General features: G+C 64.1%; 22 protein-coding genes. 11 read left to right on the forward strand and 11 right to left on the reverse strand.

What is annotated here, in order from left to right:
- Positions 1–105 precede the first annotated feature (105 nt).
- From AC1RNN_RS05030 to AC1RNN_RS05045, 4 genes are read left to right on the forward strand one after another with little or no spacing between them, the layout of a single operon-like run.
- Positions 106–1,656: an ABC transporter ATP-binding protein gene (locus AC1RNN_RS05030; protein ID WP_493088094.1), complete on the forward strand. Its 1,551-nt coding sequence runs from the start codon at positions 106–108 to the stop codon at positions 1,654–1,656.
- A complete protein-coding gene (locus tag AC1RNN_RS05035; RefSeq protein WP_493088092.1) occupies positions 1,653–2,768 on the forward strand; it encodes an ABC transporter permease in 1,116 nt (371 codons plus the stop codon). The genes AC1RNN_RS05030 and AC1RNN_RS05035 overlap by 4 nt, the downstream gene beginning before the upstream one ends.
- Positions 2,761–3,729, forward strand: coding sequence for an ABC transporter permease (locus AC1RNN_RS05040; RefSeq protein ID WP_493088090.1), 969 nt, complete (start codon positions 2,761–2,763; stop codon positions 3,727–3,729). The genes AC1RNN_RS05035 and AC1RNN_RS05040 overlap by 8 nt, the downstream gene beginning before the upstream one ends.
- A gap of 9 nt (positions 3,730–3,738) precedes the next feature.
- The gene (locus AC1RNN_RS05045; RefSeq protein WP_493088088.1) at positions 3,739–4,476 is read left to right on the forward strand and encodes a hypothetical protein; all 738 of its coding nucleotides are present in this window, start codon (positions 3,739–3,741) and stop codon (positions 4,474–4,476) included.
- Here the strand turns inward: AC1RNN_RS05045 and AC1RNN_RS05050 are convergent.
- Both AC1RNN_RS05050 and AC1RNN_RS05055 read right to left on the reverse strand, forming a co-directional pair.
- Complete coding sequence (locus AC1RNN_RS05050; protein WP_493088086.1) at positions 4,473–6,209, reverse strand: FAD-dependent oxidoreductase; 1,737 nt, start codon at positions 6,207–6,209, stop codon at positions 4,473–4,475. The genes AC1RNN_RS05045 and AC1RNN_RS05050 overlap by 4 nt on opposite strands.
- A gap of 21 nt (positions 6,210–6,230) precedes the next feature.
- Complete coding sequence (locus AC1RNN_RS05055; RefSeq protein WP_294765278.1) at positions 6,231–6,503, reverse strand: oxidative damage protection protein; 273 nt, start codon at positions 6,501–6,503, stop codon at positions 6,231–6,233.
- 164 nt (positions 6,504–6,667) lie between these two features.
- Here AC1RNN_RS05055 and AC1RNN_RS05060 point away from each other — a divergent pair, with 164 nt between their 5' ends.
- Together AC1RNN_RS05060 and AC1RNN_RS05065 are read left to right on the forward strand one after the other, a co-directional pair.
- Complete coding sequence (locus tag AC1RNN_RS05060; RefSeq protein WP_493088244.1) at positions 6,668–7,159, forward strand: disulfide bond formation protein B; 492 nt, start codon at positions 6,668–6,670, stop codon at positions 7,157–7,159.
- 123 nt (positions 7,160–7,282) lie between these two features.
- A complete protein-coding gene (locus AC1RNN_RS05065) occupies positions 7,283–8,836 on the forward strand; it encodes a methyl-accepting chemotaxis protein (RefSeq protein ID WP_493088084.1) in 1,554 nt (517 codons plus the stop codon).
- A 7-nt stretch (positions 8,837–8,843) separates the two neighbouring features.
- Here AC1RNN_RS05065 and argA read toward each other — a convergent pair whose 3' ends face one another.
- Together argA and AC1RNN_RS05075 are read right to left on the reverse strand one after the other, a co-directional pair.
- A complete protein-coding gene (gene argA / locus AC1RNN_RS05070; protein ID WP_493088082.1) occupies positions 8,844–10,190 on the reverse strand; it encodes an amino-acid N-acetyltransferase in 1,347 nt (448 codons plus the stop codon).
- A 53-nt stretch (positions 10,191–10,243) separates the two neighbouring features.
- Positions 10,244–10,480 (reverse strand): hypothetical protein, encoded by a 237-nt coding sequence (locus AC1RNN_RS05075; protein WP_493088080.1) that lies wholly within the window; start codon positions 10,478–10,480, stop codon positions 10,244–10,246.
- Between the two features lie 314 nt (positions 10,481–10,794).
- Between AC1RNN_RS05075 and hrpA the strand changes: the two genes are divergently transcribed.
- Together hrpA and mnmC2 are read left to right on the forward strand one after the other, a co-directional pair.
- Positions 10,795–14,787: an ATP-dependent RNA helicase HrpA gene (hrpA, locus tag AC1RNN_RS05080; protein WP_493088079.1), complete on the forward strand. Its 3,993-nt coding sequence runs from the start codon at positions 10,795–10,797 to the stop codon at positions 14,785–14,787.
- Positions 14,788–14,816: 29 nt separating this feature from the next.
- Positions 14,817–15,593 (forward strand): tRNA (5-methylaminomethyl-2-thiouridine)(34)-methyltransferase MnmC2, encoded by a 777-nt coding sequence (mnmC2, locus tag AC1RNN_RS05085; protein ID WP_493088077.1) that lies wholly within the window; start codon positions 14,817–14,819, stop codon positions 15,591–15,593.
- Here mnmC2 and AC1RNN_RS05090 read toward each other — a convergent pair.
- The 7 genes from AC1RNN_RS05090 to lptF form a co-directional block, all read right to left on the reverse strand.
- A complete protein-coding gene (locus AC1RNN_RS05090) occupies positions 15,553–16,113 on the reverse strand; it encodes a hypothetical protein (RefSeq protein WP_493088075.1) in 561 nt (186 codons plus the stop codon). The two genes, mnmC2 and AC1RNN_RS05090, sit on opposite strands and share 41 nt — an antisense overlap.
- Before the next feature lie 58 nt (positions 16,114–16,171).
- On the reverse strand, positions 16,172–17,326 hold the full coding sequence (locus tag AC1RNN_RS05095; RefSeq protein ID WP_493088073.1) for a PQQ-dependent sugar dehydrogenase: 1,155 nt from the start codon (positions 17,324–17,326) through the stop codon (positions 16,172–16,174).
- Between the two features lie 75 nt (positions 17,327–17,401).
- Entirely contained in the window at positions 17,402–18,571 is a 1,170-nt protein-coding gene (locus tag AC1RNN_RS05100) for a pyridoxal phosphate-dependent aminotransferase (protein ID WP_493088071.1), read from the reverse strand.
- Positions 18,561–19,526 (reverse strand): CysB family HTH-type transcriptional regulator, encoded by a 966-nt coding sequence (locus AC1RNN_RS05105; protein ID WP_493088070.1) that lies wholly within the window; start codon positions 19,524–19,526, stop codon positions 18,561–18,563. The genes AC1RNN_RS05100 and AC1RNN_RS05105 overlap by 11 nt, the downstream gene beginning before the upstream one ends.
- A 50-nt stretch (positions 19,527–19,576) precedes the next feature.
- Positions 19,577–19,954 carry a sirohydrochlorin chelatase gene (locus tag AC1RNN_RS05110; RefSeq protein ID WP_493088068.1) on the reverse strand — a complete coding sequence of 126 codons (378 nt, stop codon included), beginning with the start codon at positions 19,952–19,954 and terminating at the stop codon, positions 19,577–19,579.
- Positions 19,951–21,057, reverse strand: a complete 1,107-nt coding sequence (gene lptG, locus AC1RNN_RS05115; protein ID WP_493088067.1) for an LPS export ABC transporter permease LptG — start codon at positions 21,055–21,057, stop codon at positions 19,951–19,953. Before lptG ends, AC1RNN_RS05110 begins: the two co-directional genes overlap by 4 nt.
- Positions 21,054–22,160 (reverse strand): LPS export ABC transporter permease LptF, encoded by a 1,107-nt coding sequence (gene lptF, locus AC1RNN_RS05120; RefSeq protein ID WP_493088065.1) that lies wholly within the window; start codon positions 22,158–22,160, stop codon positions 21,054–21,056. The genes lptG and lptF overlap by 4 nt, the downstream gene beginning before the upstream one ends.
- A gap of 24 nt (positions 22,161–22,184) precedes the next feature.
- On the opposite strand from lptF, the gene AC1RNN_RS05125 reads away from it, so the two are divergent.
- Genes AC1RNN_RS05125 through AC1RNN_RS05135 form a run of 3 tightly spaced genes read left to right on the forward strand, consistent with a single transcriptional unit; the run spans position 22,185 to position 24,348 of the window.
- On the forward strand, positions 22,185–23,630 hold the full coding sequence (locus AC1RNN_RS05125; RefSeq protein WP_493088064.1) for a leucyl aminopeptidase: 1,446 nt from the start codon (positions 22,185–22,187) through the stop codon (positions 23,628–23,630).
- A complete protein-coding gene (locus tag AC1RNN_RS05130; RefSeq protein ID WP_493088062.1) occupies positions 23,627–24,058 on the forward strand; it encodes a DNA polymerase III subunit chi in 432 nt (143 codons plus the stop codon). The genes AC1RNN_RS05125 and AC1RNN_RS05130 overlap by 4 nt, the downstream gene beginning before the upstream one ends.
- On the forward strand, positions 24,055–24,348 hold the full coding sequence (locus AC1RNN_RS05135) for a hypothetical protein (RefSeq protein WP_493088060.1): 294 nt from the start codon (positions 24,055–24,057) through the stop codon (positions 24,346–24,348). Before AC1RNN_RS05130 ends, AC1RNN_RS05135 begins: the two co-directional genes overlap by 4 nt.
- Positions 24,349–24,449: the final 101 nt, after the last annotated feature.

Raw genomic sequence — 24,449 nt, forward strand, 5'->3', positions numbered from 1 at the left:
ATGTTCCGCCTAAGCCGAAAAAACAAAAGCCCGCGGTGCTGCACACAGTGCCGTGGGCTTTTCACTTGATTACTTGACAGCAAGAGCCCCCAAGAGGAGCAGGATTTGAGTGCAGATAGCTTGAGCCCCGGTGGCAGCCCCTGGGCTGTGCATATGCAGGGCATTCACAAGCGCTTTGGCGCCGTGGCTGCCAATGCCGATGTGGAGTTGCGTGTGGCACCGGGCACGGTGCATGGCATCGTGGGCGAGAACGGTGCAGGCAAGAGCACGCTGATGTCCATTTTGTATGGCTTCTACCAGGCTGATAGCGGCTCGGTGGATGTGTTTGGCCAGCGTGTGACCATACGCAATGCGGACGACGCGATTGCCCAGGGCATAGGCATGGTCCACCAGCACTTCATGCTGGTAGATACGCTATCCGCGCTGGAAAACGTGATGCTGGGGGCCGAGCCGCACTGGCTGCTGCACAAGGCCGATGCCACGGTGCGCAGCAAGCTCGAGGGCCTGATGCAGGCTACTGGCCTGCAGGTCAAGCTGGATGCTTTGGTAGCCGACCTGCCCGTGGGTGATCGCCAGCGGCTGGAAATCCTGAAGGCGCTGTACCGTGGTGCCAAGGTGCTGATCCTGGACGAGCCCACGGCCGTGCTGACGCCGCAAGAGACCGAGCATCTGTTCAAAGTGCTGCGCGTGTTGCGCAGCCAGGGCACAACGATTCTGCTGATCACCCACAAGCTCAAGGAAGTCATGGGCCTGTGCGACCAAGTCACCGTGATGCGCGGTGGCCGTGTGGTGCAGGAGCTGCCGATTGCTAAAGCCTCGGTCGAAGCCTTGGCTGAGGCTATGGTAGGGCGCAAGGTGCAAATGGGACGATTGGACGAACAGGCCCGCCCTGTGGGCGAGGTACTGCTGGAAGCACGCGATGTGCTGGTGCGTGACTCCATGCAGGTCGTGCGGTTGCAGGGTCTAAACCTGCAACTGCGCGCAGGTGAGATTGTTGGCGTGGCCGGTGTTTCGGGCAACGGCCAGAGCGAGCTGCTGGATGTGCTCTCTGGCCTGCTGGCTCCGCAAGAGGGCAGCCTGCAGCTGGGTGGCCAGACCTTTGGCGGTGCCCAGTGGCTGGACCCACGCACCGCGCGCGCACTGGGCCTGGCCCATGTGCCTGAGGACCGGCATGCACGCGCCATGGTAATGGATTTTGTGGCCTGGGAATCGGCGGTGCTGGGTTACGACGGCTTGCCCTCGTACGCGAGCTACGGCTGGATGTCGCATGGACGAATGCGTGCGGCGACCAGCGCCATGATGGAACGCTTCGATGTGCGGCCGCGCGATCCAGAACTGGTGAGCAGCAAATTCTCCGGCGGCAACCAGCAAAAGCTGGTGCTGGCGCGCGAGATCGGGCAGGCGCCCAAGGTGCTGCTGGTGGGCCAGCCCACACGCGGCGTGGATATTGGTGCCATCGAGTTCATCTACAGCCAGTTGCGCGCCATGCGCGACGCGGGCTGTGCGGTGCTCGTGGTGTCGAGTGAACTGGATGAAATTTTGGCGTTGTCGGACAGGGTGATTGTGATGAACCAGGGGCGGGTCACCGGGGAGTTGGCGATTGCCGACTGCACCGAGGCTGGATTGGGCTTGCTGATGACCGGAGGTGGGCAATGAGCGCATCCGCCCCCTTGCCGCGTTGGGCCGATCTGGTCCTGCTGCCAGTGGTCTGCCTTGCTGTGGCGCTGCTGGCCGCAGCGGGTGTTGTAGCCTTGGTGGGGCAGGACCCAGCGGAAGTCATTTCTGTGCTGATCCAGGGCGCCTTTGGCTCGCAGCGCGGCATCAGCTACACGTTGTACTACGCCACCACTTTCATCTTCACCGGTCTGGCCGTGGCCGTGGCCTTCCATGGAGGCCTGTTCAACATTGGTGGCGAAGGCCAGGCGATTCTGGGCGGGCTGGGCGTGGGTCTGGTCGCGCTTTGGCTCTCGCCGGTGCTGCCGGCCTGGATCATGCTGCCGCTCATGGTGCTCTCGGGCGCGCTGTTTGGCGCTGCGTGGGCGGCGGTTCCGGCCTATCTGCAGGCCTACCGTGGCAGCCATGTGGTGATCACCACCATCATGTTCAACTCCATTGCCAGCGGCCTGCTGGGTTATTTGCTGGTCAACAAGCTCAAACCGCCGGGTTCCATGTCGGTCGAGAGTGCGGCCTTTGCACCCTCGGCCAAGCTGCCGGGCATGCACGAGGCGTTGGGCTGGCTGGGCATCGAGTGGGCCACTTCGCCGCTTAATGTGAGCCTGTTTCTCGCACTGGGCGCGGCGCTGCTGGTTTATCTGTTTCTGTGGCGTACGCGTGCGGGCTACCACCTGCGCGCGGTGGGCTCCAGTGCCACAGCAGCCGAATATGCCGGCGTGCGTTCGCGCCACCAGATCATGATCGCCATGTCCATCTCGGGCGCGCTCGCGGGCTTGGTCGGCATGAACGAGATTGCCGGTGTCAACGGCCGTCTACTGCTGGAGTTTGTCAGTGGCGCAGGCTTTACCGGGATTGCGGTGGCGCTGATGGGGCGCAACCACCCGGTGGGCATTATTTTTGCCAGCCTGCTGTTCGGTGCCTTGTTCCAGGGCGGTGCCGAGGTGGCGTTTGAGGTGACCGGCTTCAGCCGGGAGATGGTGGTGACTTTGCAGGGCTTTATTGTGTTGTTCTCCGGTGCCATGACCTATGTAATTGCGCCGCGCCTGAGTTGGGTCTTGACCCGTGTGTTCAAGCTGGGAGCACGCCATGGATGACACCCTGATCTACGCCATGTTGGCGTCCACACTGCGCGTATCCACGCCGCTCATCCTCTGCGCACTGGCGGGCCTGTGGTCCGAGCGCTCCGGTGTGGTCGACATCGGCCTGGAAGGCAAGATGTTGGCTGCCGCCTTTGCCGCAGGAGCCATGGGCGCGGTCTATTCGTCCACGGGTGTGGCGCTGCTGGTCGGTGTGCTCGTCGCGGTGGTTCTGTCTTGGATGCATGGCCTGGCCTGCGTGAGCCACAAGGGTGACCAGGTGGTGTCGGGCGTGGCCATCAACATCATTGCGGCTGGCCTGACCGTGGTGCTGGGTATTGCCTGGTTTGCGCAGGGCGGCCAGACGCCGCCTGTGAGCGACACGGTGCGCATCCAGCCGCTGTTCCCGGCCTTGCAGGCCGCCGTCCAGGGCATCCCGCTAGTGGGCAATTTCATCGGCGTTGGTTTGCTGAGCCACAACGCCATGGTGTATCTGGCGCTGCTCTTGGTGCCGGCAAGCTGGTGGCTGCTGTTCCGCACACGCTTCGGGCTGCGCTTGCGCGCCGTGGGCGAGAACCCGCAGATGGTGGATGCCGCTGGCGTCTCCGTGGCAGGGCTGCGCTACACGGCCCTCACGCTCAATGGCGTGCTCTGCGGCCTGGCTGGCGGCTACCTGGTGCTGGCGCAAAGCGCCAACTTCTCGGCCAATATGACGGCGGGGCGTGGCTTCATGGCGCTGGCTGCGCTCATCTTCGGCCGCTGGCATCCGGTGGGCGCGTTCTGGGCCTGCTTGTTGTTCGGCTTTCTGGATGCTGCGGCAATTCGCCTGCAGGGTGTGCAGGTGCCGGGCATTGGCGAGGTGCCGGTGCAGTTCATCCAGGCCTTGCCCTATCTGTTGACTGTGGTGCTGCTGGCGGGCTTTATCGGCAAAGCCATTGCGCCCCAGGCTTTGGGCAAACCTTACACCAAGGAACGATAGACTCGGAGCATGGCAGCGACGGTATTGGTCAAGGTGGTGGGATTCAGTGATGTGGAGCGGCATTCGCTCAACACATTGTTCCGGCTATCCGGGCGCGAGGGCCCGCAGTACGTGCTCTGGACACCCGAAGCGGCCGGACCTGCCCAGGTGGCGCTGATCGACGTGGACAGTTACGAGGCCGGCCTGGAGCTGGTCTCGCCCAACTTCAATACCAATCTCAAGATGATCTGCGTCGGCGCAGGCGCCCCCACGCTGGCTTGGCGCACGGTGCAGCGCCCTGTGGATTGGGCGGCGATGGTAGGGCTGCTCGACGAGCTGTTTGTGGCAGCGGGTGATGTGGACATCGACATCAGTCTGGAAGCCCCCCCGGAAATGCCGCTGCCACCCGGGGTCAAGCTCGCCATGCTGGTGGGCTTGCCGCAGGAGGCACGGCTCTACCTCCGGGCGCGGCTGGCGCTGGCCGGCATTACGGCGGTGGACGAAGTGCAGACCCTGGCCCAGCTGGATGACAGCGTCAAGGCTCGGCAGTACGACTTGGTGCTGGTCCACGTCAATGACGATGCGGTGGACCCTTGGGTGTTGGTCAAACACCTGCAGGATCTTGAAAAGCCGGTGCGGACTGTGGTGGCGGTGTCGGCCAATTCGAGCTGGAAAACCGCCAATCTGGCGGAGCGCATGGGCTGCATCGGCCTGATCGAAATGCCATTCAATCCCCTGCAGGTGATCGGCCTGCTGCAAAAAGCCTAGCTGCGCTTGCGCTTGGGGCGGCGCACATCCAGGCTGCGTGCCAGCGTGCTTTCCAGCGGCCAGGGCTCCCCGCCCAGCCGGGCTGCCAACAACTCGGCCCCAAGCGCCGAAAACGTCAATCCGCGTGCGCCCATGCCGGCATGGATCCACAGCCTTGCGTGTGATGAAGCATCGGTATCCTCCAGTGGACCCACCAGCGGAAGGCGGTCATGGGTTACGCAGCGTGTGGCCGACCAGTGCTGTACGGCGCCTTGCGTAAACTGCGACGCCAAGTCTGTCCCCACGGTTGGCAATAGCTCCTGCAGGCGCTTTGCGTTGGCGCGGTGCTGCTCGCTCAGGGGAGCAAGCCGGTGGCCCGCCTGCTCGGGAATCTGGTCCGGCTCGAAGGTGGACCCAGCCAGCCAGCCGCGCCCTTCCGCCAGCGGCACGTCGGGCAGAAAACAACCGTGCCCGTTCCACGGGTGGGAAGGCCAGTGGGCGGGTGGTGTACCAGTGGCATGCTGCGCATGGCTCACGGTGCCGTGTACCGCGTGCAGGGTGTGCAGGCGCTCCGCCAGTCCCTCGCCAAGAAACTGGAGATGGGCAGGCGCCAGCATCAAGGGAACACAGCCTGTGGCATTGGCCAGGACCACCAACTCCGACTCTGCCCGCAAGACTCCGGCCATATCCCTCAGCTGCCAGACATTACCGCGGCGTTCTAGGCTGCTGACAGGGGCGTTGTAGATGCACTGGATCCCCGGTTGGGACAGCCAGGCCTGCACCAGGCGGGAAGGGCGTATCCAGGCAGCGTCGGCATGCCAGCGGCTAGTTCCGGACTCCAGATCTGCCTCTTCCACGCCACTGGCATGCCAATCCACCCCATCTTGCAGCAGGGCGGCGGCGTGCTGCTGCATGAGCCGGGCCCCGACGCGTGACATGCGCGAGCGGGGGCTGTCATCGGCTGAGATATGGGGCACCACCAGACCCGCAGGCAAGCCGGACGCCCCGCCCGCCGGACCGGAGTGGCTATCCAGTACGGTCACTTGCCAGCCGCGCTGCGCGAGTGCGCGGGCTACGCTGGCGCCGGAAAGGCCCGCACCAATCACGCTGCAGCGCTGCGGCTTCAACGGCGCAGGCGCCGCATCGCGCTGGCCCAAGGACCAGCGTGGCGCAAATTGGGCGGCGTGCCAATCTGCGCGCTCAGTCAGATCGACAAAACCTGCTTCAGCAAGGCTGGTCGTGGCATGCGGCGTGTCTGAGTGCAGCGCGAGCAGGGCACCGCGCTGGCTGCAGCGGGCCAGCGCCTTGGCCTGCCATTTGTCCAGTGCTGGCAGTTCGCCATGCACCCACAGGGTTTGGGCCAAAAACTGTTGTTCGGCCAGCATTGCCGGAATGTCGCCCACGCACAGGGTGAGCGAGAGTTGCCCCTGCGCCAGCAGGATGCGGTGTTGCCCCGGCGGGAGCTTGTCGGTGGCGCGGGCCAAGGCTTCGGCTTGAGGTTTCCAGTCCGGGGTCTCACGGGCCGCCGCCAGGGCCAGCGCTGGCAGTTGCAGAGCCTGCGCTGGGGAGAGCATGCCCACGTAGTGCAGCATGCGGGGGCGCTGGGGATCCGCTTGCCAGCGCTGCCAGCAGTTCAGGAAAGGGGAAAGGGCTGCAAAACCGGTGTCCAACACCGTCCAGGCCGGCAGGCTGGCCCAGCGATGGGGAAGGGCGCAGGCGTCCAGCAGGTGCTGGGGCAGAGAGCCTGCGTCCATGCGGCGGGGGAGTCGGTCGACTCAGGCGCTGGGGGGGACGTAGCCTTGTGCGGCGTCTGCACCGTTGCCGAAGAAGTGGTTCTCCATCTGGCGCGCAAGGTACTGGCGGGCGCGTGCGTCGGCCAGGTTCAAGCGGTTTTCATTGACCAGCATGGTCTGGTGCTTGAGCCAGGCAGCCCAGGCTTCCTTGCTCACGCTTTCCCAGATGCGTTTGCCCAGTTCGCCGGGGTAGGGCGGAAAATCCAGGCCTTCGGCTTCTTTGCCGAGTTTGATGCAATTGACGGTGCGTGCCATGGTGTACCTTGTTGTTTGGATGATGTGAGAATCAGAACGGCGGATTTTATTTGGTTTGCAGCATCCCCCGGCGCGCCGGGGAACTTCGCGCCGTGCTGAGGCACCAAGCCGCAACCCTTTGACTTTGCGATAGGACCCTTGTGTTGAAACTGGTACTGGACTGGATGGACCACGCGCCGCGCCGCGTGTACGGATTGGTGGCGCTGGCCTGTGTCGCCATGCTGGCGTTTGGCATGTATTTGCAGCATGTGGTGGGCCTGGAGCCTTGCCCTATGTGCATCGTGCAACGTTATGCTCTTGTTTTGGTAGCGCTTTGCGCAGCATTGACGGGGGTTGGAAGCCGAAAAGGCTTGCATATCGGTGGTGGCGTGCTGCTGGTCATCCTGGCCGTGCTGGGCGCCTACGTGGCGGCTCGCCAAAGCTGGCTGCAGTGGTACCCGCCCGAAGTGGTGTCCTGCGGGCGTGACCTCTACGGCATGATCGAAACCTTCCCCCTCAAGCGCGCATTGCCCATGATCTTCCGGGGCGGTGGCGACTGCAGCAAGGTGGACTGGACCTTTCTGGGTGGCACCATCGCCAATTGGTCTTTCATCTGCTTCACCGGCTTTGCCGCGCTGGGCTCTCTGATGGTGTGGCGCCAGGCACGCAAGGTCTAGACACCGCGCCGCACGCCGCGGGCAAGGGTATTCCCCGTGCGCCGCGGCTTTTCCAATCGATAGCATGGCTTGGCATAGCGCAACTAGGCACGCTACAGTGCCGCTCACAGAAGGCGGTGAACCATGCTTCACGTTGGAAACCTTTCAGTGTCCAAGCGGCTCATGCTGCTCACGGCGGGTGCCGTGCTCGGACTCATTGTCCTGCTCAGCGTCCTCATGGTGTCTGAGCGAAAACTCCTGCTGGAAGAACGCCAGACCAGTGTGCGTCAGGCTGTAGAGGTCGCCCATGGCATGGTCGCCTACTACCATGACCTCTCGACCAAGGGCAAGATGAGCGAGGACGAGGCCAAGCAGGCTGCCATGGCAACCCTGCGCACCCTGCGCTATAGCGGGACCGAGTATTTCTGGATCAATGACATGGACCCGAAAATGGTCATGCATCCGATCCGCCCGGAGCTGGAAGGGAAAAACCTTTCCGAAAACAAGGACCCCACCGGCAAACCCCTGTTCGTCGCTTTTGTGGACGTGGTCAAGGCCAAGGGGGCCGGCGATGTGCCCTACCTCTGGCCCAAGCCGGGCAGTGACAAGCCGGTGCTCAAGGTGTCCCACGTCAAGGGCTTTGCCCCTTGGGGGTGGATCATCGGCTCGGGCGTGTATGTGGACACGGTGGACGAAACCACCGAGGGCCGGGTGATCCAGGCCAGCATTGCGGCTTTGCTGTTGGCCGCGCTGTTGCTGGGCCTGGGCGTGATCATCACACGCAGCATCGTGCGCCAGCTGGGCGGCGAGCCGGGCTTGGCCAACGCCATCACACACCGCATGGCACACGGCGAACTCAATGTGGACATCACGCTGCGCCCCGGAGACGACTCTAGCGTCATGCACGGCATCAAGGGCATGCGGGACAACATGGCCAGCATCGTGGCGCAGGTGCGCGAAGGCAGCGAGTCTGTGGCCACGGCCAGCTCCGAGATTGCCCAGGGCAATCAGGACCTGTCGTCCCGCACTGAGTCGCAGGCCAGCGCGCTGGAAGAAACAGCTGCCTCCATGGAGGAGTTGGGCTCCACCGTGCGGCAGAACGCCGACAACGCCTCCCAGGCCAACCAGTTGGCCATGAATGCCTCCACCGTGGCCGTGCAGGGCGGTGAGGTGGTGGGCCAGGTTGTGGAAACCATGAAGGGCATCAACGACAGCTCGCGCAAGATTGCCGACATCATCAGCGTGATCGACGGCATCGCCTTCCAAACCAACATCCTGGCCTTGAACGCTGCAGTGGAAGCCGCGCGTGCCGGCGAGCAGGGTCGGGGCTTTGCGGTGGTGGCGTCGGAAGTGCGCAGCCTGGCCGGGCGCAGTGCCGAGGCTGCTAAGGAAATCAAGACCCTGATCGGTGCGAGCGTGGAGCGGGTGGAGCAGGGCACCCTGCTGGTCGACAAGGCGGGTGCCACGATGACCGAGGTCGTCAACAGCATCCGCCGCGTGACCGACATCATGGGCGAGATCAGCGCGGCGAGCTCGGAGCAAAGCGCCGGTGTGGCCCAGGTGGGCGAGGCGGTGACGCAGATGGATCAGGCCACGCAGCAGAACGCTGCGCTGGTGGAGCAGATGGCGGCGGCGGCGGCCAGCCTGCGCAGTCAGGCGCAGGATCTGGTGAAGACGGTGGCCGTCTTCAAGCTGTAGGCTTGGCCTACAGCTTTTTCACCAGCACTTGGGATTTGCGGTCCCAGTTGTACTTGCGCTTGCGGGCTTCGGGCAGCCAGTCCGGGTCCACCTGCACAAAGCCGCGCTTGATGAACCAGTGCATGGTGCGTGTGGTCAGCACAAAGATGCTTTCCAGGCCTGCAGCCTTGGCGCGCTGCTCAATGCGCTTGAGGATGCGCTCTCCATCGCCCTGTCCCTGCACTTCGGGCGACACGGTGACTGCAGCCATTTCGGCGGTCTTGGCTTCCGGGTAGGGGTAGAGCGCGGCACAGGCAAAGATCACGCCGTCGTGTTCGATGATGGTGTAGTTGCCCGCATCGCGCTCGATCTCGGTGCGGCTGCGCTTGACCAGGGTGCCGTCGCGCTCAAAGGGTTCGATGAGTTGCAGGATGCCGCCCACATCTTCTTCCGTCGCCTCGCGCAGGCTCTCCAGCTTTTCATCCACCACCATGGTGCCAATGCCGTCGTGCACATACACCTCCAGCAGGATGGCGCCGTCCACCGAGAAGGGAATGATGTGGCTGCGTTCCACGCCCGCCTTGCAGGCCTTCACACAGTGTTGCAGGTAGAAGGTGGTGTCGGTGGGCTGGTTGGCCGGCGGCAGCTCCTTGAGCAGCTTTTCGGCCGCCGCCAGGGGCAGTTCGGTGTCAATCGGGTTGTCTTCGCTGGCGGGCAGGCGCGGGTCCATGCGGATGCCGGGCACCTCGGTCAGGAAGATCAGCTTGTCGGCCTGAAGCGCTACGGCCACGCTCGTGGCCACCTCTTCCATGGTGAGGTTGAAGGCCTCGCCGGTAGGCGAAAAGCCAAAAGGCGAGAGCAGCACCATCGCGCCCATGTCCAGCGTCTTGGTGATGCCGGCAATGTCTACCTTGCGCACCAGCCCGCTGTGCTGGAAGTCCACGCCGTCAACAATGCCCACCGGGCGCGCCGTGATGAAGTTGCCCGAGATCACGCGCACGGTCGAATCAGCCATGGGCGTGTTGGGCAGGCCCTGGCTGAATGCGGCCTCGATCTCGTAACGCAGCTGGCCCGCAGCCTCCTGCGCGCAGTCCAGCGCCACTTCGTCGGTGATGCGGATGCCATGGCTGTACTTGGGCGCATGGCCCTTGGCCTTGAGCTGCTCGTTTACCTGCGGGCGAAAGCCGTGCACCAGCACGATCTTCACGCCCATGCTCTGGATCATGGCTAAGTCCTGCGCCAGCACCGGCAGCTTGCCCGCCGCAATCGCCTCGCCCGCAATCGCCACCACAAAGGTCTGATTTCGGAACTTGTGGATATACGGCGCCACCGAGCGGAACCAGGGGACGAAGGTGAAGTTGAAGACAGAGGTCATGGGCGGGGGAATCTCATCGCAACAGGGGGACTTTCCGGAAGTGTAATGGTGCATCAGTCCAGCGCCCGCACTGCTTTCTGCAGTGTCACCGCTTCCGCACGCCGCTTGGCCTTCTGGCTGCGGATGTGCTTGCCAGCGCCTGCCGATGCGGCGCGGTGCGCCATGGCGTAAACGACGGGGTTACGGGGTTCGAGCTGAACCGTCAAATGCAGGGTCAGGGGCTGCTTCATGCGTCGCAGCTTCTTGACCTTCCCAAGCGCGTAATCGCGCGAAAACACTTTGGCACTCATGTGCAGGCTCCAAAAGCAAAAAGCCCCGGCTAAAGAACCAGGGCTTGCAATGGGGCACGAACGTGCCGGCGCGCTCTGGCTGAACGGTGTCGCACACATCCAGCCGGGGCGGCAGTGGTGCGGTGTCAGGAGGGAATGGGGACAAACATGGTGGATGTGCCTTTCAAGGGAAGGGCCGGCAAGGTTACTCTTTGCACGACCGTCTCAAAACAGCGAAGACGCGATTCTGAAATCTGTGCAGAGTGCAGGCAAGTGTTTTTGCGCAGTTTGCCGCGCAGGTGTTGCGCAAAGGCGTCAACGATAATTGCGCCCCAATGTCTGTTTCGCTCCACATCGAATTCCCCGAATCCCTTCCCGTATCCGGCAAGCGCCAGGAGATCATGGACGCCATCGCGGCGCACCAGGTGGTCATCGTCTGTGGGGAGACTGGTTCGGGCAAGACCACACAGCTGCCCAAGATTGCACTGGCCATGGGCCGGGGAAAGCTCAACTACCCCGAAGGCGAACGCGGCAGGCTGATTGGCCACACGCAGCCACGCCGCATTGCCGCCAGCAGCGTGGCCAAGCGCATTGCCGAGGAGCTGAAGACGCCGCTGGGCGATGTGGTGGGCTACAAGGTGCGCTTCAACGACCGGCTGGGCAAGGACGCTTCGGTCAAGCTGATGACGGACGGCATCTTGCTGGCCGAGACACAGACCGACCCGCTGCTCAAGGCCTACGACACCATCATCATCGACGAGGCGCACGAGCGCTCGCTCAACATCGATTTCTTGCTGGGCTACCTCAAGCAGATCCTGCCGCGCCGCCCGGACCTGAAGGTCATCGTCACCTCGGCCACGATTGATGCAGACCGCTTTGCCGAGCACTTCGCGTCCGCCAAGGGCAAGGCGCCGGTCATCATGGTGTCAGGCCGCACCTTCCCGGTGGAGCAGCGCTACCGGCCGTTTGAAGAGAGCCGCGAGTTTGACCTGAATGACGCGATTGCCGATGGCGTGGACGAGCTGTGGCGCGACCCGCAGCACCAAGGCGACATCCTGGTCTTCCTGCCCGGCGAGCGCGAAATCCGCGAGGCGGCAGACCATCTGCGCAAGCACCTGAGTCACCAGCCCGTGATGCGCGGCGCTGAAGTGCTGCCGCTGTTTGCGCGCCTGAGTCCGGCCGAGCAGGACAAGATTTTTGATGGCCATACGGGCCGGCGCATTGTGCTGGCCACCAACGTGGCCGAAACCTCGCTCACCGTGCCAGGCATCCGCTACGTCATTGACGCAGGTACGGCGCGCGTGAAGCGCTACAGTTTCCGTAGCAAGGTGGAGCAGCTGCTGGTCGAGCCCATCAGCCAGGCCGCGGCCAACCAGCGGGCCGGGCGCTGCGGGCGCGTGGCGAACGGTATCTGCATCCGCTTGTACGACGAGAAGGACTTTGCGGGCCGTGAGCGTTTCACCACGCCCGAAATCCTGCGTTCCTCGCTGGCCGGCGTCATCCTGCGCATGAAGTCTCTGCACCTGGGGCATGTGGAAGAGTTCCCCTTCATCGAGCGGCCCAGCGGCCGCGCCATTGCCGATGGCTACCAACTGCTCAACGAGCTGGGTGCGGTGGACGATGCGAACGAGCTGACGCCGCTGGGCGGCGAACTCTCACGCCTGCCGCTGGACCCGCGCGTGGGCCGCATGCTGCTGGAGGCGCGTAGTCGGGAGGCGCTGGACGAGGCGCTGGTGATTGCCTCGGCTCTGAGCGTGCAGGACGTGCGCGACCGGCCCATGGAGGCGCAGCAGCAGGCCGACCAGGCGCACCAGAAGTTTGACGACGAGAAAAGCGAGTTCACCGGCTACCTGAAGTTGTGGAAGTGGATTCACGACGCGCGGGGCGAAAAATCCGTCACGGCCAGCACGGGCACTACGGGCCAGCACAAGCTGACCAACCGCCAGTACGAGCAGCTCATGCGCCAGAACTTCGTCAACATGCGCCGCGTGCGGGAGTGGAAGGACATCCACAGCCAGCTGCATACCGTGGTCGCAGAGCACAAGTGGCGCCTGAACACCAAACCGGCCAGCTACGAGCAGCTGCACATGTCCATGCTCTCGGGCCTGCTGGGCAACATTGGCTGCAAGCTGGAGGAAGGCCAGAACGGCGAGTACCTGGGCGCGCGCAGCATCAAGTTCTTCTCGCACCCCGGCGCGCACCTGAGCAAGAAGCCGGGCAAATGGATCGTCGCCTCCGAGCTGGTGGAAACTACGCGCCTGTTTGGCCGCGGCATTGCCGCCATCGAGCCGCAGTGGCTGGAGCAGGTGGGCGGCCATTTGCTCAAGAAACAGCTGCTGGACCCGCACTGGGAGAAGAAGGCGGCGGAGGTGGTGGCGCTGGAGCGGGCCACGCTGTACGGCATCGTGGTCTACAGTGGGCGCCGCGTGAACTACAGCCGGGTGGACCTGGCCGGCGCACGCGAAATCTTCATCCGCGAAGGGCTGGTGAACGGCGAGTGGGAGACCCCGCTGCCATTCCTGGCAGCCAACCGCAAACTCATCAAACAAGTGGAGGAGCTGGAACATAAAGCCCGCCGCCAGGATGTGTTGGTGGATGACGAGCTGATCTACGCCTTCTACGACCAGCAGCTGCCCGCCAACGTGTGCAGCGGCTACAGCCTGGAGCGCTGGTACCGCGAGGAAGTGAAGAAGCAGCCCGAGCTGCTCAAGCTCACCCGTGAGGAGTTGATGCGCCACGAGGCGGCAGGCATTACCACCGCCTCTTTCCCCAAAACTATCCGCCTGGGCGGCGTGGACTGTGCGGCGACCTATCTGCACGAGCCCGGCGATGCGCGAGACGGCTTGACCGTGACGGTGCCGCTGTTTGTGCTGAACCAGGTGAGCGAGGAACGCTGCGAATGGCTGGTGCCCGGCATGCTGAAGGACAAGGTGCAGGCCCTGCTCAAGACCTTGCACCAGCGCCCACGCAGCCGCCTGGTGCCACTGCCCGACACGGCGGCCAAATTTACCGAGGCGCTGAACGCGCCGGAGAAATTTGGCAGCGGCGCACTGGTGGATGCAGTGCTGAAACTGGTGCGCGACGCCACCAGCCTGGACATCGTGAAGGCCGACATCAAGGTCGACATGCTAACGCCGCACCACTTCATGAACTTCCGCGTGGTGGACGAACATGGCCGCCAGCTGGGGCAGGGGCGCAATCTTGGTGCGCTCAAGGCGGAACTGGGCAGCCAGGCGCGTGGGGCGTTCCAAGCCTTGGCCAGCCTGAAGCTGCAGCAAAACCAGACCCGCGGCCCAGAGGGCGCTGGGACGGCAGGGCGTTCTGCGCAGGTAAAGGGGGAGCCCGCAAAGCGGGCGGAGGACACGGAGCAGAACGCTCTGCTGTTTCAGCGCTCGTCCCCCGCCAACACTGCGCAAGCAGCTACCAAAAACGTAGCAACCCCCAGCATCCTGGACGGCCGCTACACGGCCTGGACCTTTGGCGAGTTGCCCGAACTGCTGGAAATCCGCAAGGGCGGACAGACACTGATCGGCTTCCCGGCGCTGATCGACGCGGGCGACGCGGTGACGGTGGAGGTGTTCGACGAGCCTGAAGTGGCCGCCGCCAAACACCGTGCCGGTCTGCGCCGCCTGTTTGCGATCCAGATCAAGGACGCGCTCAAGTACCTGGAAAAGAACATTCCCGACCTGCAGAAAATGGCCGTGTCCTACATGAATGTGGGCAAAGCGGATAACGGCAGCGGCGGGGGCACGGTGGAGGAATTGCGCGAGCAGATCACCGCCGTGGCACTCGACCGTGCCTTCCTGTTGGATCCGCTACCCACCGACGAATTTGCCTTCAAGCGTCGCGTCGAAGAAGGGCGCGGACGCCTGACGCTGATTGCCAACGAGGTGGCGCGCATGGCCGCAGTCATTTTGCTGGAACACGCAGCGGCGGCCCGCAAGATCAAGGACACGAAGAACGCGCCGGACGCGACGGCCGACGCGCAGCAACAGCTCAACCGCCTGATCCCCAAGAAATTCCTGCAGGCCACGCCCTGGGAGCGCTTGCAACACCTGGCGCGCTACCTCAAGGCCATCACCCTGCGGCTGGACAAATACCGCGCCGACCCGGCCCGCGACGCCGCCCGCATGACCGAGCTGCGCCCGCAGGAGCAACGCTACTGGCGCCTGGTGGCCGAGCGCAAGGGTGCGGTGGACGAGCGCATGGCCGAGTTCCGCTGGCTGCTGGAGGAACTGCGCGTGAGCTTCTTCGCACAGGAGCTGCGCACGCCCCAACCTGTGAGCACCAAGCGCTTGGACAAGGCCTGGGCGCAATTGGGTGCCTGATGCGGGCGCGCAAGGCGGAGGCCCGAGCCATGGCTGAAGTTGCGTGGCGTGAAGGCCAACCCTTCAGCCCCCGGTTTGGCGATGTCTACCGCAGCAACGCTGGGGCTTGGGCGCAGGCCTGTGGCGTCTACCTGCGCGGCAGCGGACTGCCCGAGGGCTGGCAAGGCCAATCCAGCGAGTTTGTGTTGCTGGAAAACGGCTTTGGCCTGGGTCTGAACTTTCTGGCGACCTGGGCCGCCTGGCGGGCGGACCCGCAGCGCTGCCAGTGCCTGCACTATGTGGGCATTGAAGCCTACCCAGGCACCCCGCAGGACCTGATCACCAGCGCCGATAACGCAGCGGCCGGCCACACGTCAGGGCAAGGGGATGCCCTGCTGGCACAACTCCCATCGCTGGCCGGGCCTTTGGCGGCGCGCTGGGCAGGCCTGCACAGTGGCTGGCAAACCTGGTGTCTGGAAGGGGCGGCCGGTGGGCCACAACTGTTGCTGACTTTGGCGGTGTGCGACGCTGCCCAGGCCTTGGCGCAGTGGCCGGCTGATCTGGGGCCTGCGCAGGCGGTGTACTTGGATGGATTCAGCCCGGCGCTGAACCCTGAGATGTGGAGCCCGGCGCTGATGCAGGCGGTGGCGGCGCGCTGTGCGCCCGGTGCCCGGGTGGCCAGCTACGCGGTGTCGGGGCCGGTGCGGCAGGCCTTGCGGGCTACGGGTTTCACGGTGCGCAAGCGCCCCGGTCTGCCGCCCAAGTGGCACCGGCTGGAGGCGGTGCTCAATCCTCCGGCGGCAACAGCAGCGCAATCCGCTCCCTGATGGAGGCTGCCCGCTCCTCGCCCGCCACGGCGTGCACGGCGGTGACCATGGCGTCGGCCGCTGCCAGCATGGACTCGCGGTCCTTGGCATCGCGCAGCGCTTCGCGGAAGGCTTCGGCCAGCACCGGGTCGCGCCGCACAAACATGCGCTCGCAGATGTCGAAGAGGAACATGCGCGTGCTGGCCATGGAGCGCTTGCCAGCGAAGTTGTCCACGGCCTGAGGCTGTGGCGTGTCTGGCGTCGCTTCAGCCTTGGGGTCAGCCACGGGAGCTGGTGGCTGCTCGGGCACCTGTACCTTGGGAGCCCGTGTGCGCGGCGGCTCCAGGTCGATGCCCACCAGGTAACCCGCGGCAATGAGCTGCTGTGCGAGCGGCAGGGCTTGGCCGTTGAACAGGTGGTCCACCGCGCCCACGGTGGTCTTGCCGTCTGCCAGGATCAGCAGGGCGCGTTCACGCTGGCCCAGGGTGCGGATCCCGCTCTGTAATTCGGCCCGCGCCTTGTCGGTTTTTTGAAGCTGCATGGTTCATCTCCAACGAAGCCGGCATTACAGCGGCCGGAGATGACAGCGGCGTGAAGCCTCAGGGCGGCAGTACGCGCAGCAGCCGGCCGTTGGGGCTGTCGGTCAGCAGGTAGAGCAGGCCATCCGGGCCCTGGCGCACGTCGCGCACGCGTTCGCCCAGGTCGGGCAGCAGCTTGCTCTCGCGCACCACCTTGCCGGCAAAGGGCGCGGCCAACTCCAGCCGGGCCAGGTAACCAAACTTCAGCGAGCCCACGACCAAATTGCCCACAAAGCCCTTGCCATAGCGCTCGCTGCTGATGAAGGCGATGCCGGATGGCGCGATGGACGGCACCCAGTAGTGCAGCGGTTGCTCCATGCCGGCCTGTGCCGTGATGCCGGCGCCAATCTTGCCGCCGCCATAGTTCTCGCCGTAGGTGATGACGGGCCAGCCGTAGTTGCGGCCGCGCTGGATGAGGTTGATCTCGTCGCCGCCCTGCGGGCCGTGTTCGTGCTCCCACAGCGTGCCGTCCGGCGCCAGCAGCAGGCCCTGCGGGTTGCGGTGGCCGTAGCTCCAGATCTCGGGCAGGGCGCCGTCGCGCTTGGCGGTGGCGTTGTTGAAGGGGTTGTCGGCGGGAACGGTGCCGTCTTTGGCGATGCGCACCACTTTGCCGTGGTGGTTGTCCAGGCGTTGCGCGTCGTCCCGGCGGCTGAAGCGCTCGCCCAGCGTCAGGAACAAGGTGCCGTCGGCTCGGCCGGCCTTGCGGCCTTCGGCAATGCGGCAGCCAAAGTGGGCGCTGCTGGCCACCTTGGGCTGCTGGCTGAAGAGCACCTTGAGGTCCTGCAGCGCCGTACGGTCTTCGGACAGGGTGGCGCGCGCCAGGGCGGTGCTGTTGCCGCCGTTGCCCGGTTCTGCGTAGCAGAGGTAGAGGGTGCGGTTGTTGGCAAAGTCACTGTCCAATAGCAGATCGAGCAGGCCGCCCTGGCCGCTGGCCGCCACGGGTGGAACGCCGGCCAGTGGTGGCGAAATGCGGCCGCCGGCCTCGATGACGCGCAGGCTGCCGTGCCGTTCCGTCACCAGAAAGCGGCCTTCGGGCAGAAAGGCTACGGCCCAGGGGTTTTGCAAGGGGCCAGCCACAGCCTCCACCCGCAGCGCGCCTTGCGCCAGCGCGGCACTGCAGGCCAGGCTGGCCAGCACCAGGGCCAGACTTGAGCGGATCCATTGCTTTCCAGACATTGCGTTCGTCCTTATAACAAAAGTGCCTCCAGCCCCCGTGGAGTCTGCGCAAGCAGCTCCTGAATCGATAGCGATCTAGAGCTTTTGCAGTCGCTCCAGCGCGGCGTGCAGCGTCGCGTCCTGCTTGGCAAAGCAGAAGCGCACCACGCGCTGGTCAAAGCCATTGCCGTAGAAGGCCGACAGCGGAATCGCCGCTACGCCCACCTCGCGCGTGAGCCACTGGCAGAAGTCCGCCTCATTCAGGTCGCTCACCTCCGAGATATCCACGCATTGGAAGTAGCTGCCCTGGCTGGGCAGCAGCTTGAATTTGGTTTGGGCCAGTCCGGTGCGGAACAGGTCGCGCTTGCGTTGGTAGAACGCGGGCAGCTCCAGGTAAGGCGCGGGGTTGGCTAGGTAGGCGGCCAGCGCGTGCTGCACCGGGGTGTTCACCGTGAACACATTGAACTGGTGCACCTTGCGGAATTCGGCCATCAGCGGCGCAGGCGCGGCCACGGTGCCCACTTTCCAGCCGGTGACGTGAAACGTCTTGCCAAAGCTGGACACCACAAAGGCACGTGCGGCCAGTCCGGGATAGCGGGACACGCTTTCGTGAGGCTGGCCGTCGAACACCATGTGCTCGTAGACCTCATCGCTGATGAGCAGCACGTCGGTGGGCGCCAGCAGGTCTTGCAACGCCAGCATGTCCTCGCGCGACCAGACGGTGGCGCTGGGGTTGTGCGGGGTGTTGATCAGCAGGGCGCGCGTCTTGGGGGTGATGGCGGCGGCGATCTTGGCAAAGTCCGGCCGGAAGGTGCCTGGCGTGAGCGGTACGCGGACCACCACGCCACCGGCCAGTTCGATATTGGGCACATAGCTGTCGTAGCAGGGCTCCAGCACGATGACCTCATCGCCCGGGTGCACCACGGCCAGGATGGCGGTGATGATGGCCTGCGTGGCACCGGCGGTGATGGTGATCTCCGCGTCCGGGTGGTAGGCTTTGCCGTGCAGGGCTTCAATCTTGGAGGCCACGGCCTGGCGCAATACCGGCACACCGGTCATGGGCGGGTACTGGTTGTGGCCGGCCTGCATGGCCGCGGTCACGGCGTCCACCAGGGCGGGGTCGCATGCAAAGTCCGGGAAGCCCTGACCCAGGTTGACCGCCTTGTGCTCGGCGGCCAGCGCCGACATGACGGTAAAGATGGTGGTGCCGACCTTGGGCAGGCGGGAGGCTAGGGCAGGCGTGCGGGCGAGTGTTTCAGAGCTCATAGTCATTCACATGGCCTTCCATGGCCTTGGCAATCAGGGCGCGGTCCAGGCGGCTGGAGAGCAGTTCGGCAAAGGTGTAGACAAAGTTGCGAAGGTAGGCGCTGCGCTTGAAGGCCACGCGGGTGATGTTCTGGCCAAACAGATAGCCAGCGGGGCGCACCACCAGGCCGCCCTTGGCGCCATTTTTCTCCATATCGTCCACCACGTCGGTGACGGCCATTTCGGCCGCAATACCCACGCCCAGGCCCAGGCGCACATAGGTCTTGATCACGTCGGAGTCGATGGCTTCGAGCGAGATACGCGGCTCCAGTTTGCGCGCGGCGAAGGCCTGGTCGATGCGGGTGCGGCCCGTGAAGGAGGGGTGGTAGGTGATCAGCGGCTCCTGCGCCACGTCTTCCAGGCTGATGCGTTCCTTTTGCGTGAGTGGGTGGTCGACCGGCAGCACCAGCACGTGCTGCCACTCGTAGCAGGGCAAGGTGACGAGTTCGGCGTAGTTGGCCAGCGATTCGGTGGCGATGCCAATTTCGGCCACATCGTCGATCAGCATGCGAGCCACCTGATCGGGCGCGCCCTGGTGCAGGCTCACGTTGACCTTGGGGAACGCGGTGCGCAGCTGGGCCACTTTTTCGGGCAGCACGTAGCGCGCCTGGGTGTGGGTGGTGGCAATGGACAGCGTGCCGCTGTCCTGCGAGCTGTACTGCTCGCCGATGCGCTTGAGGTTGCCGACCTCGCGCAGGATCAGTTCTATGCTTTTGAGTACATGCTGGCCGGGCTCGGTGATACGCTTGAGGCGCTTGCCGTGGCGGGCAAAGATGTCGATGCCCAGTTCTTCTTCCAGCTCGATGATGGCCTTGGAGACGCCGGGCTGAGAGGTGTGCAGGGCCTTGGCGGCCTCGGTGAGGTTGAGGTTGCGGCGGGCCGCTTCCTGAACAAAGCGGAATTGGTGCAGGTTCATATCAAATTTCACCTAAAGATGAGATTCATTATGCACCGAAATATCTATGCTCAGGCGCTGTCGAGGGCGATTCGGGCGAGCAGTTGCACCATGCGCGGGTCTTCGCCCACGGCGTCCTGCAACAGGATGGGAATCTGGTGGTACTGCACCCGCAGGTTGTGTACCAGCGCAGGCAGGTCTTCGCGCGCATGGCGCCCCACGCCCAGAAACATGGGCACGATGCGCACGGCGCGCGCGCCCTGGGCCACCAGATCAGCCACGGCAGCGGGCAGGTCGGGCGTGCTCAGCTCCAGGTAGGCGCAGGCCACCAGGGTCTGGGGCGACTCCAGACGGATTTGCGCAGCCACGGCCTCTATGGGGCGGTGCCACAGCGGATCGCGCGAGCCGTGGGCAAACAGCACCACGCCGGTGGGATGGGGCAGGCTCATCGTCGTAACACCAGCCAGGCAAACGCCATCAACGACAGGAAGGAATAGATCAGGCCCGGTAGCGCCGCCGTGAACCAGGGCTGCCAGCCCTGCAGGTTGCCCAGGTCGTTCATCACGTTGTTGAGCAGCACGAAGCTGATACCGGCCATGACACCGCCAAAGGTGTAGCTGGCAATGCTGCCGGAGCGGAAGTGCAGGTAGGCAAAGGGCAGCGCCAGCACCACCATCACCAAGCAGCTCATGGGGTAGAACACTTTTTTCCAGAACTGGATTTCGTACTTTTGCGCAGACTGACCATTGGCGTTCAGGTGGCGCATGTACTGGAACAAATCGATGGTGCCCATGCGTTCAGGCCGCAGCACCGCGGCGGAAACCATTTCGGCGCTGATCTGGGTGGGCCAGCGAAAGGTCTCAAATTCGGCGTGGTCAATCTTTGGGGTTTTCGCGTCTGCGCCTTCAAATTCGGTGCGCTCCACGCCGCTCAGCTCCCATGAACCGTGTTCGCTGAACTCGCCGGTCTTGCCCTGGGTTACCGATACGAGGTTGCCCTGGTTGTTGAACTCGAAAATGCGGATGTCCTTCATCGTGGCATCCGAGGCCAGCGAGCCCACGTTGACGGCGTAGTGCCCGTAGGCCTGTTTTTCCTTCAGCCAGGCCCCCGTTTTGCCTACCGAGATGTTGCCCTGGAAGCGCGACTTGAGCAGTTGGGCGGTGCGGTCAGCCAAGGGCGCGATGTAGTCCCCCATGGCAAAGGTAAACAGCACAAAGCCCAGGCCTAACGCCATCAGGGTGCGCAGCGCCCGCCAGGGGCCCAAACCGCTGGTGCGCAAGATGGTGAACTCCGAGCTGCGCGCCAACCGCGCCATCACAAAGATGGTGCCGATCAGCACGGTGATGGGGAACAACTCGTAGACGTGGCTCGGAATCATGAGCGCCACATAGATCAGGGCCTGCGGAATCTGGTAGCCGGCGGCCTTGATCTTTCCCACAGCTTGCAGTTCTTCGACCGCGTCAAAGAAGAAGAACAGGGCGATAAAGCCCAGGGTGACGAGGAACACGGCGACGATGACTTCGCCGTAAAGCAAGCGGCGTAGTGTCTTCATGGGCGGGTCTCCGGGGCGGGTGGGCGACGCCGGCGCAAACGCGGGGTCCAGTTGAAATGCCGCCTGGTCAGCCACAGCAGCCCCAGCACCAGCGCACCGCCATGCAGTGCGATGAGAAAACTGCCAAATCCGATCTGGCCTGACTGGATCCAGCTTTTGCCCAGTACCAGCAAATTGAAATACACCACAAAGGTCAGAAAGGCGAAGCCCAGGTTGCCGGCCTTGCCGGCACGCGGGTTGGCACCGGAAGAGGCCAGTCCGATCACCAAAAAATTCATGGCTGCCAACGTGAGCCCGACCCGCCAAGAGAGCTCGGCCAGATTTGTGGGGTTGGGGTTCTGGATGAGTTCCAGCGTATTGGTCGCGTGTACCGGAGCGTAATCGCGTTGCGAATGGTCATCGGCCCCGACCCGGGCGCCATAGCGCTCAAACAGGCTGACCGTCATGTCGGCCTTGCCGGGCGTGCGCTCCAGGCGCTGGCCCTTGTCGAGTATCAGGAACTTGTCGTCGCCGATGACTTCCACATGGCCGGTGGTGGCAGAGGTGATGGTTTCCTTGCCTTGCTCCTTGGTGGCGATGAAGACGTTGTTTCCGGTCTGCTGGCCACGGCTGTCCTTCTCGATAAAGAACACGCGATCACCGTTGGCAGATTCCTGGAACTGTCCTGGCTCGATGCGGGCAATGTCGCCGCGCTTGTCGTAGCGGTAGCGCAGGTCTTCAATGCGGCCAAAGGCCCATGGCAGGATCAGAAAGGCCAGCGCGAGGATGAGGACCAGAATCGGCCAGGCAAAACGGAACAGGGGCGTCAGCAGGGAAGCCAGTCCGCGGCCACTGCCAAACCAGATCACCATTTCGCTGTCGCGGTACATGCGGGTCAGCACGCTGAGCACCGCAATGAACAGGCTCATGGAGAGAATGGTGGGCATGTCAGAGAGCACCGTGTAGCCCATGATGATCATCACATCGGAGGGGTTGAAGGTGCCCCGCGAGGCCTCGCCCAGGGTGCGGATCAGGGTCATGGTCATGACCACGGTGACCAGCACCACCAAGGTGGCACCGAAACTGCGTGCCAGCTCTTTGCGGATGGAGGAATGGAATAACATTGCAGCGACAGGAAAGCACGAATTATGAACTTTGAACTCAAGCCTTTGACCCTGGTGGGCCTCGCCAATGAAAAATGCGACGCCTTGGTACTGCTGATGCAGCAGGATTTCAAGCCGGGCAAGGACGAGTTGTCCCTGCTCGTGGCTCAGGCCACCAAGGCCGGAGACCTGGGCGCTAAGCCGGGTCAAATGGTCTCGCTCTACCGGGCGTCCCAGGCCAACACACCACGCCTGGTATTGGCCAGCGTGGGCGAGGGCAAGGCCAAACAGGTGCGCGCGGCTGTGGCCGCCGCGTTGGGTTCGCTCAAGGGTGTGCTGGGCAAGAAGCTGGTGCTGGCCTTTGCCGGCCCGGCGCAGGAGGATGCCGTACGCGCTGCGGTGCAAGCCGCAGCCGACGCCACCTATAATTACACCCATACCAAGAGCAAGCCTGAGCCGCGCACGCTGCAGAAGTGCCTGATCGCCGCCAGCAATGCCAGCGAGGTGACCACAAGCTTTGAGCGTGCCGTGGGCATTGTGCTGGGCGTGGAACTGGCCAAGGAATGGGCCAACCGCCCTGCCAACCACGCGACTCCCACCTTGCTGGGCCAGGCCGCGCAGGCCTTGGCCAAGTTGCCCAAGGTCTCCTGCGAAGTGTTGGGCCCCAAGGAAGTGGCCAAGCTCGGCATGGGGTCCTTCATGGCCGTGGCCCAGGGTTCGGACGAGCCGCTGCGCTTCATCGTGTTGCGTTACGACGGTGCCGCCAAGAGCAAGGCCCCCACGGTCATCGTCGGCAAGGGCATCACCTTTGACAGCGGCGGCATTTCCATCAAGCCCGCCGCCGAGATGGACGAGATGAAGTTCGACATGTCGGGCGCAGCCAGTGTGCTGGGCACCTTCCGCGCGCTGGCCCAGCTCAAGCCTGCCATCAATGTGGTGGGGCTGATTCCGGCCTGCGAAAACCTGATCAATGGCCGTGCCGTGAAGCCCGGTGATGTGGTCACCAGCATGAGCGGCCAGACCATAGAAATCCTCAATACCGATGCCGAAGGGCGCTTGGTGCTGTGCGATGCGCTGAGCTACGCCGAGCGCTTCAAACCCACGGCCGTGGTCGACATCGCGACCCTGACCGGCGCCTGCGTGATCGCACTGGGCGCGGTGCGCAGCGGCCTGTTCTCGACCGACGAGGCTTTGGGCAATGCGCTGCTCGCTGCCGGTGAGCGCAGTGCCGATCTGGCCTGGCGCATGCCGCTGGACGACGACTATGCCGAAGGCCTCAAGAGCAACTTTGCTGATGTGGCCAATGTGGCCGGTCGTGCAGCGGGTGCCGTGACGGCAGCCAAATTCCTGCAACGCTTTACCAGCAAGTACCCTTGGGCGCATCTGGACATTGCCGGCACTGCCTGGAAGGGTGGCGGTGCCAAGGGCGCTACCGGCCGCCCGGTGGGCCTGCTCGTCGAATACCTGCTGGCCCAGGCCGCGAGCAAGTGACCGACGTTGCCTTCCACTTCGGCGCGCCCCACAAGCTGGAGTACGCCGGGCGCCTGCTGCGCAAGGCGGTAGGTCGGGGCGCACGTCTGGTGGTATTTGCGCCGCAGGATATGCTGCGGCGTTTGGACAGTCAGCTTTGGTCGCAGTCTCCTACGGAGTTTCTGGCCCATTGTGCGGATGGCGACCCCACGATGGCCCGCAGCCCCGTGGTGTTGGCCAGCCAATTGCATTCCGGGCTGCCTTCTGACAGCGTCTTGGTGAATCTTTCGGACGTGGTTCCCGAGGGATATACCCATTTCGGCCGGGTCATCGAAGTGGTTAGCCACGATGAGGAAGACCGCGCAGCCGCCCGTGGGCGCTGGAAGCACTACGCCCAGCAGGGCATCGCTATCCAGAAACACGACCTGAATCTGAAGGGGGCTGCATGACACGTGCCCCCAAGCCCACGCCCAGGTTTCTGCCGACGCTGACCGAGGTGGTGCAGCCCCCGAGCCCACCCGAGTCGCCGCCGCAGGCCGACATTGACACGGAGGCCATGGTGGCTCGTGTGATGCAGGCAATTTCTCCACACATTGAAACCCAGCTGCGTGAACTGGTGGTCGATATGGTGCAAGAGCAGCTGCGTGAACTCGCGCCACGCATCCAGCATGACCTGGAACAGATGGTGCGAGCCGCTGTAGAAGGCGCTATCGCTGAAGTCCAGCCGCGTACAGACTGAGCGGGGCAGGTCTGCAGAAAAAGCCGCTCTTTGAAGCGCCTTTTTTCATGCGGGCCACCCGGCCAAGGAAAAACCACCCAAAAGACAGGTTAGAATACGAG

The sequence above is a fragment of the Rhodoferax sp. GW822-FHT02D07 genome, from assembly GCF_058802405.1.

Excerpts from the sequence above, each read along its gene's own strand:
- AC1RNN_RS05110 (WP_493088068.1), bottom strand. The coding sequence starts at position 19,954 with ATGAGCCTGCCCCATCCCACCGGCGTGGTGCTGTTTGCCCACGGCTCG.
- hrpA (WP_493088079.1), top strand. The coding sequence starts at position 10,795 with ATGTCTGTTTCGCTCCACATCGAATTCCCCGAATCCCTTCCCGTATCC.
- AC1RNN_RS05055 (WP_294765278.1), bottom strand. The coding sequence starts at position 6,503 with ATGGCACGCACCGTCAATTGCATCAAACTCGGCAAAGAAGCCGAAGGC.
- AC1RNN_RS05035 (WP_493088092.1), top strand. The coding sequence starts at position 1,653 with ATGAGCGCATCCGCCCCCTTGCCGCGTTGGGCCGATCTGGTCCTGCTG.
- argA (WP_493088082.1), bottom strand. The coding sequence starts at position 10,190 with ATGACCTCTGTCTTCAACTTCACCTTCGTCCCCTGGTTCCGCTCGGTG.
- AC1RNN_RS05065 (WP_493088084.1), top strand. The coding sequence starts at position 7,283 with ATGCTTCACGTTGGAAACCTTTCAGTGTCCAAGCGGCTCATGCTGCTC.
- lptG (WP_493088067.1), bottom strand. The coding sequence starts at position 21,057 with ATGAAGACACTACGCCGCTTGCTTTACGGCGAAGTCATCGTCGCCGTG.
- mnmC2 (WP_493088077.1), top strand. The coding sequence starts at position 14,817 with ATGGCTGAAGTTGCGTGGCGTGAAGGCCAACCCTTCAGCCCCCGGTTT.
- AC1RNN_RS05125 (WP_493088064.1), top strand. The coding sequence starts at position 22,185 with ATGAACTTTGAACTCAAGCCTTTGACCCTGGTGGGCCTCGCCAATGAA.
- AC1RNN_RS05105 (WP_493088070.1), bottom strand. The coding sequence starts at position 19,526 with ATGAACCTGCACCAATTCCGCTTTGTTCAGGAAGCGGCCCGCCGCAAC.
- AC1RNN_RS05095 (WP_493088073.1), bottom strand. The coding sequence starts at position 17,326 with ATGTCTGGAAAGCAATGGATCCGCTCAAGTCTGGCCCTGGTGCTGGCC.
- AC1RNN_RS05135 (WP_493088060.1), top strand. The coding sequence starts at position 24,055 with ATGACACGTGCCCCCAAGCCCACGCCCAGGTTTCTGCCGACGCTGACC.
- AC1RNN_RS05045 (WP_493088088.1), top strand. The coding sequence starts at position 3,739 with ATGGCAGCGACGGTATTGGTCAAGGTGGTGGGATTCAGTGATGTGGAG.
- AC1RNN_RS05075 (WP_493088080.1), bottom strand. The coding sequence starts at position 10,480 with ATGAGTGCCAAAGTGTTTTCGCGCGATTACGCGCTTGGGAAGGTCAAG.
- AC1RNN_RS05090 (WP_493088075.1), bottom strand. The coding sequence starts at position 16,113 with ATGCAGCTTCAAAAAACCGACAAGGCGCGGGCCGAATTACAGAGCGGG.
- AC1RNN_RS05040 (WP_493088090.1), top strand. The coding sequence starts at position 2,761 with ATGGATGACACCCTGATCTACGCCATGTTGGCGTCCACACTGCGCGTA.
- lptF (WP_493088065.1), bottom strand. The coding sequence starts at position 22,160 with ATGTTATTCCATTCCTCCATCCGCAAAGAGCTGGCACGCAGTTTCGGT.
- AC1RNN_RS05100 (WP_493088071.1), bottom strand. The coding sequence starts at position 18,571 with ATGAGCTCTGAAACACTCGCCCGCACGCCTGCCCTAGCCTCCCGCCTG.
- AC1RNN_RS05060 (WP_493088244.1), top strand. The coding sequence starts at position 6,668 with ATGGACCACGCGCCGCGCCGCGTGTACGGATTGGTGGCGCTGGCCTGT.
- AC1RNN_RS05050 (WP_493088086.1), bottom strand. The coding sequence starts at position 6,209 with ATGGACGCAGGCTCTCTGCCCCAGCACCTGCTGGACGCCTGCGCCCTT.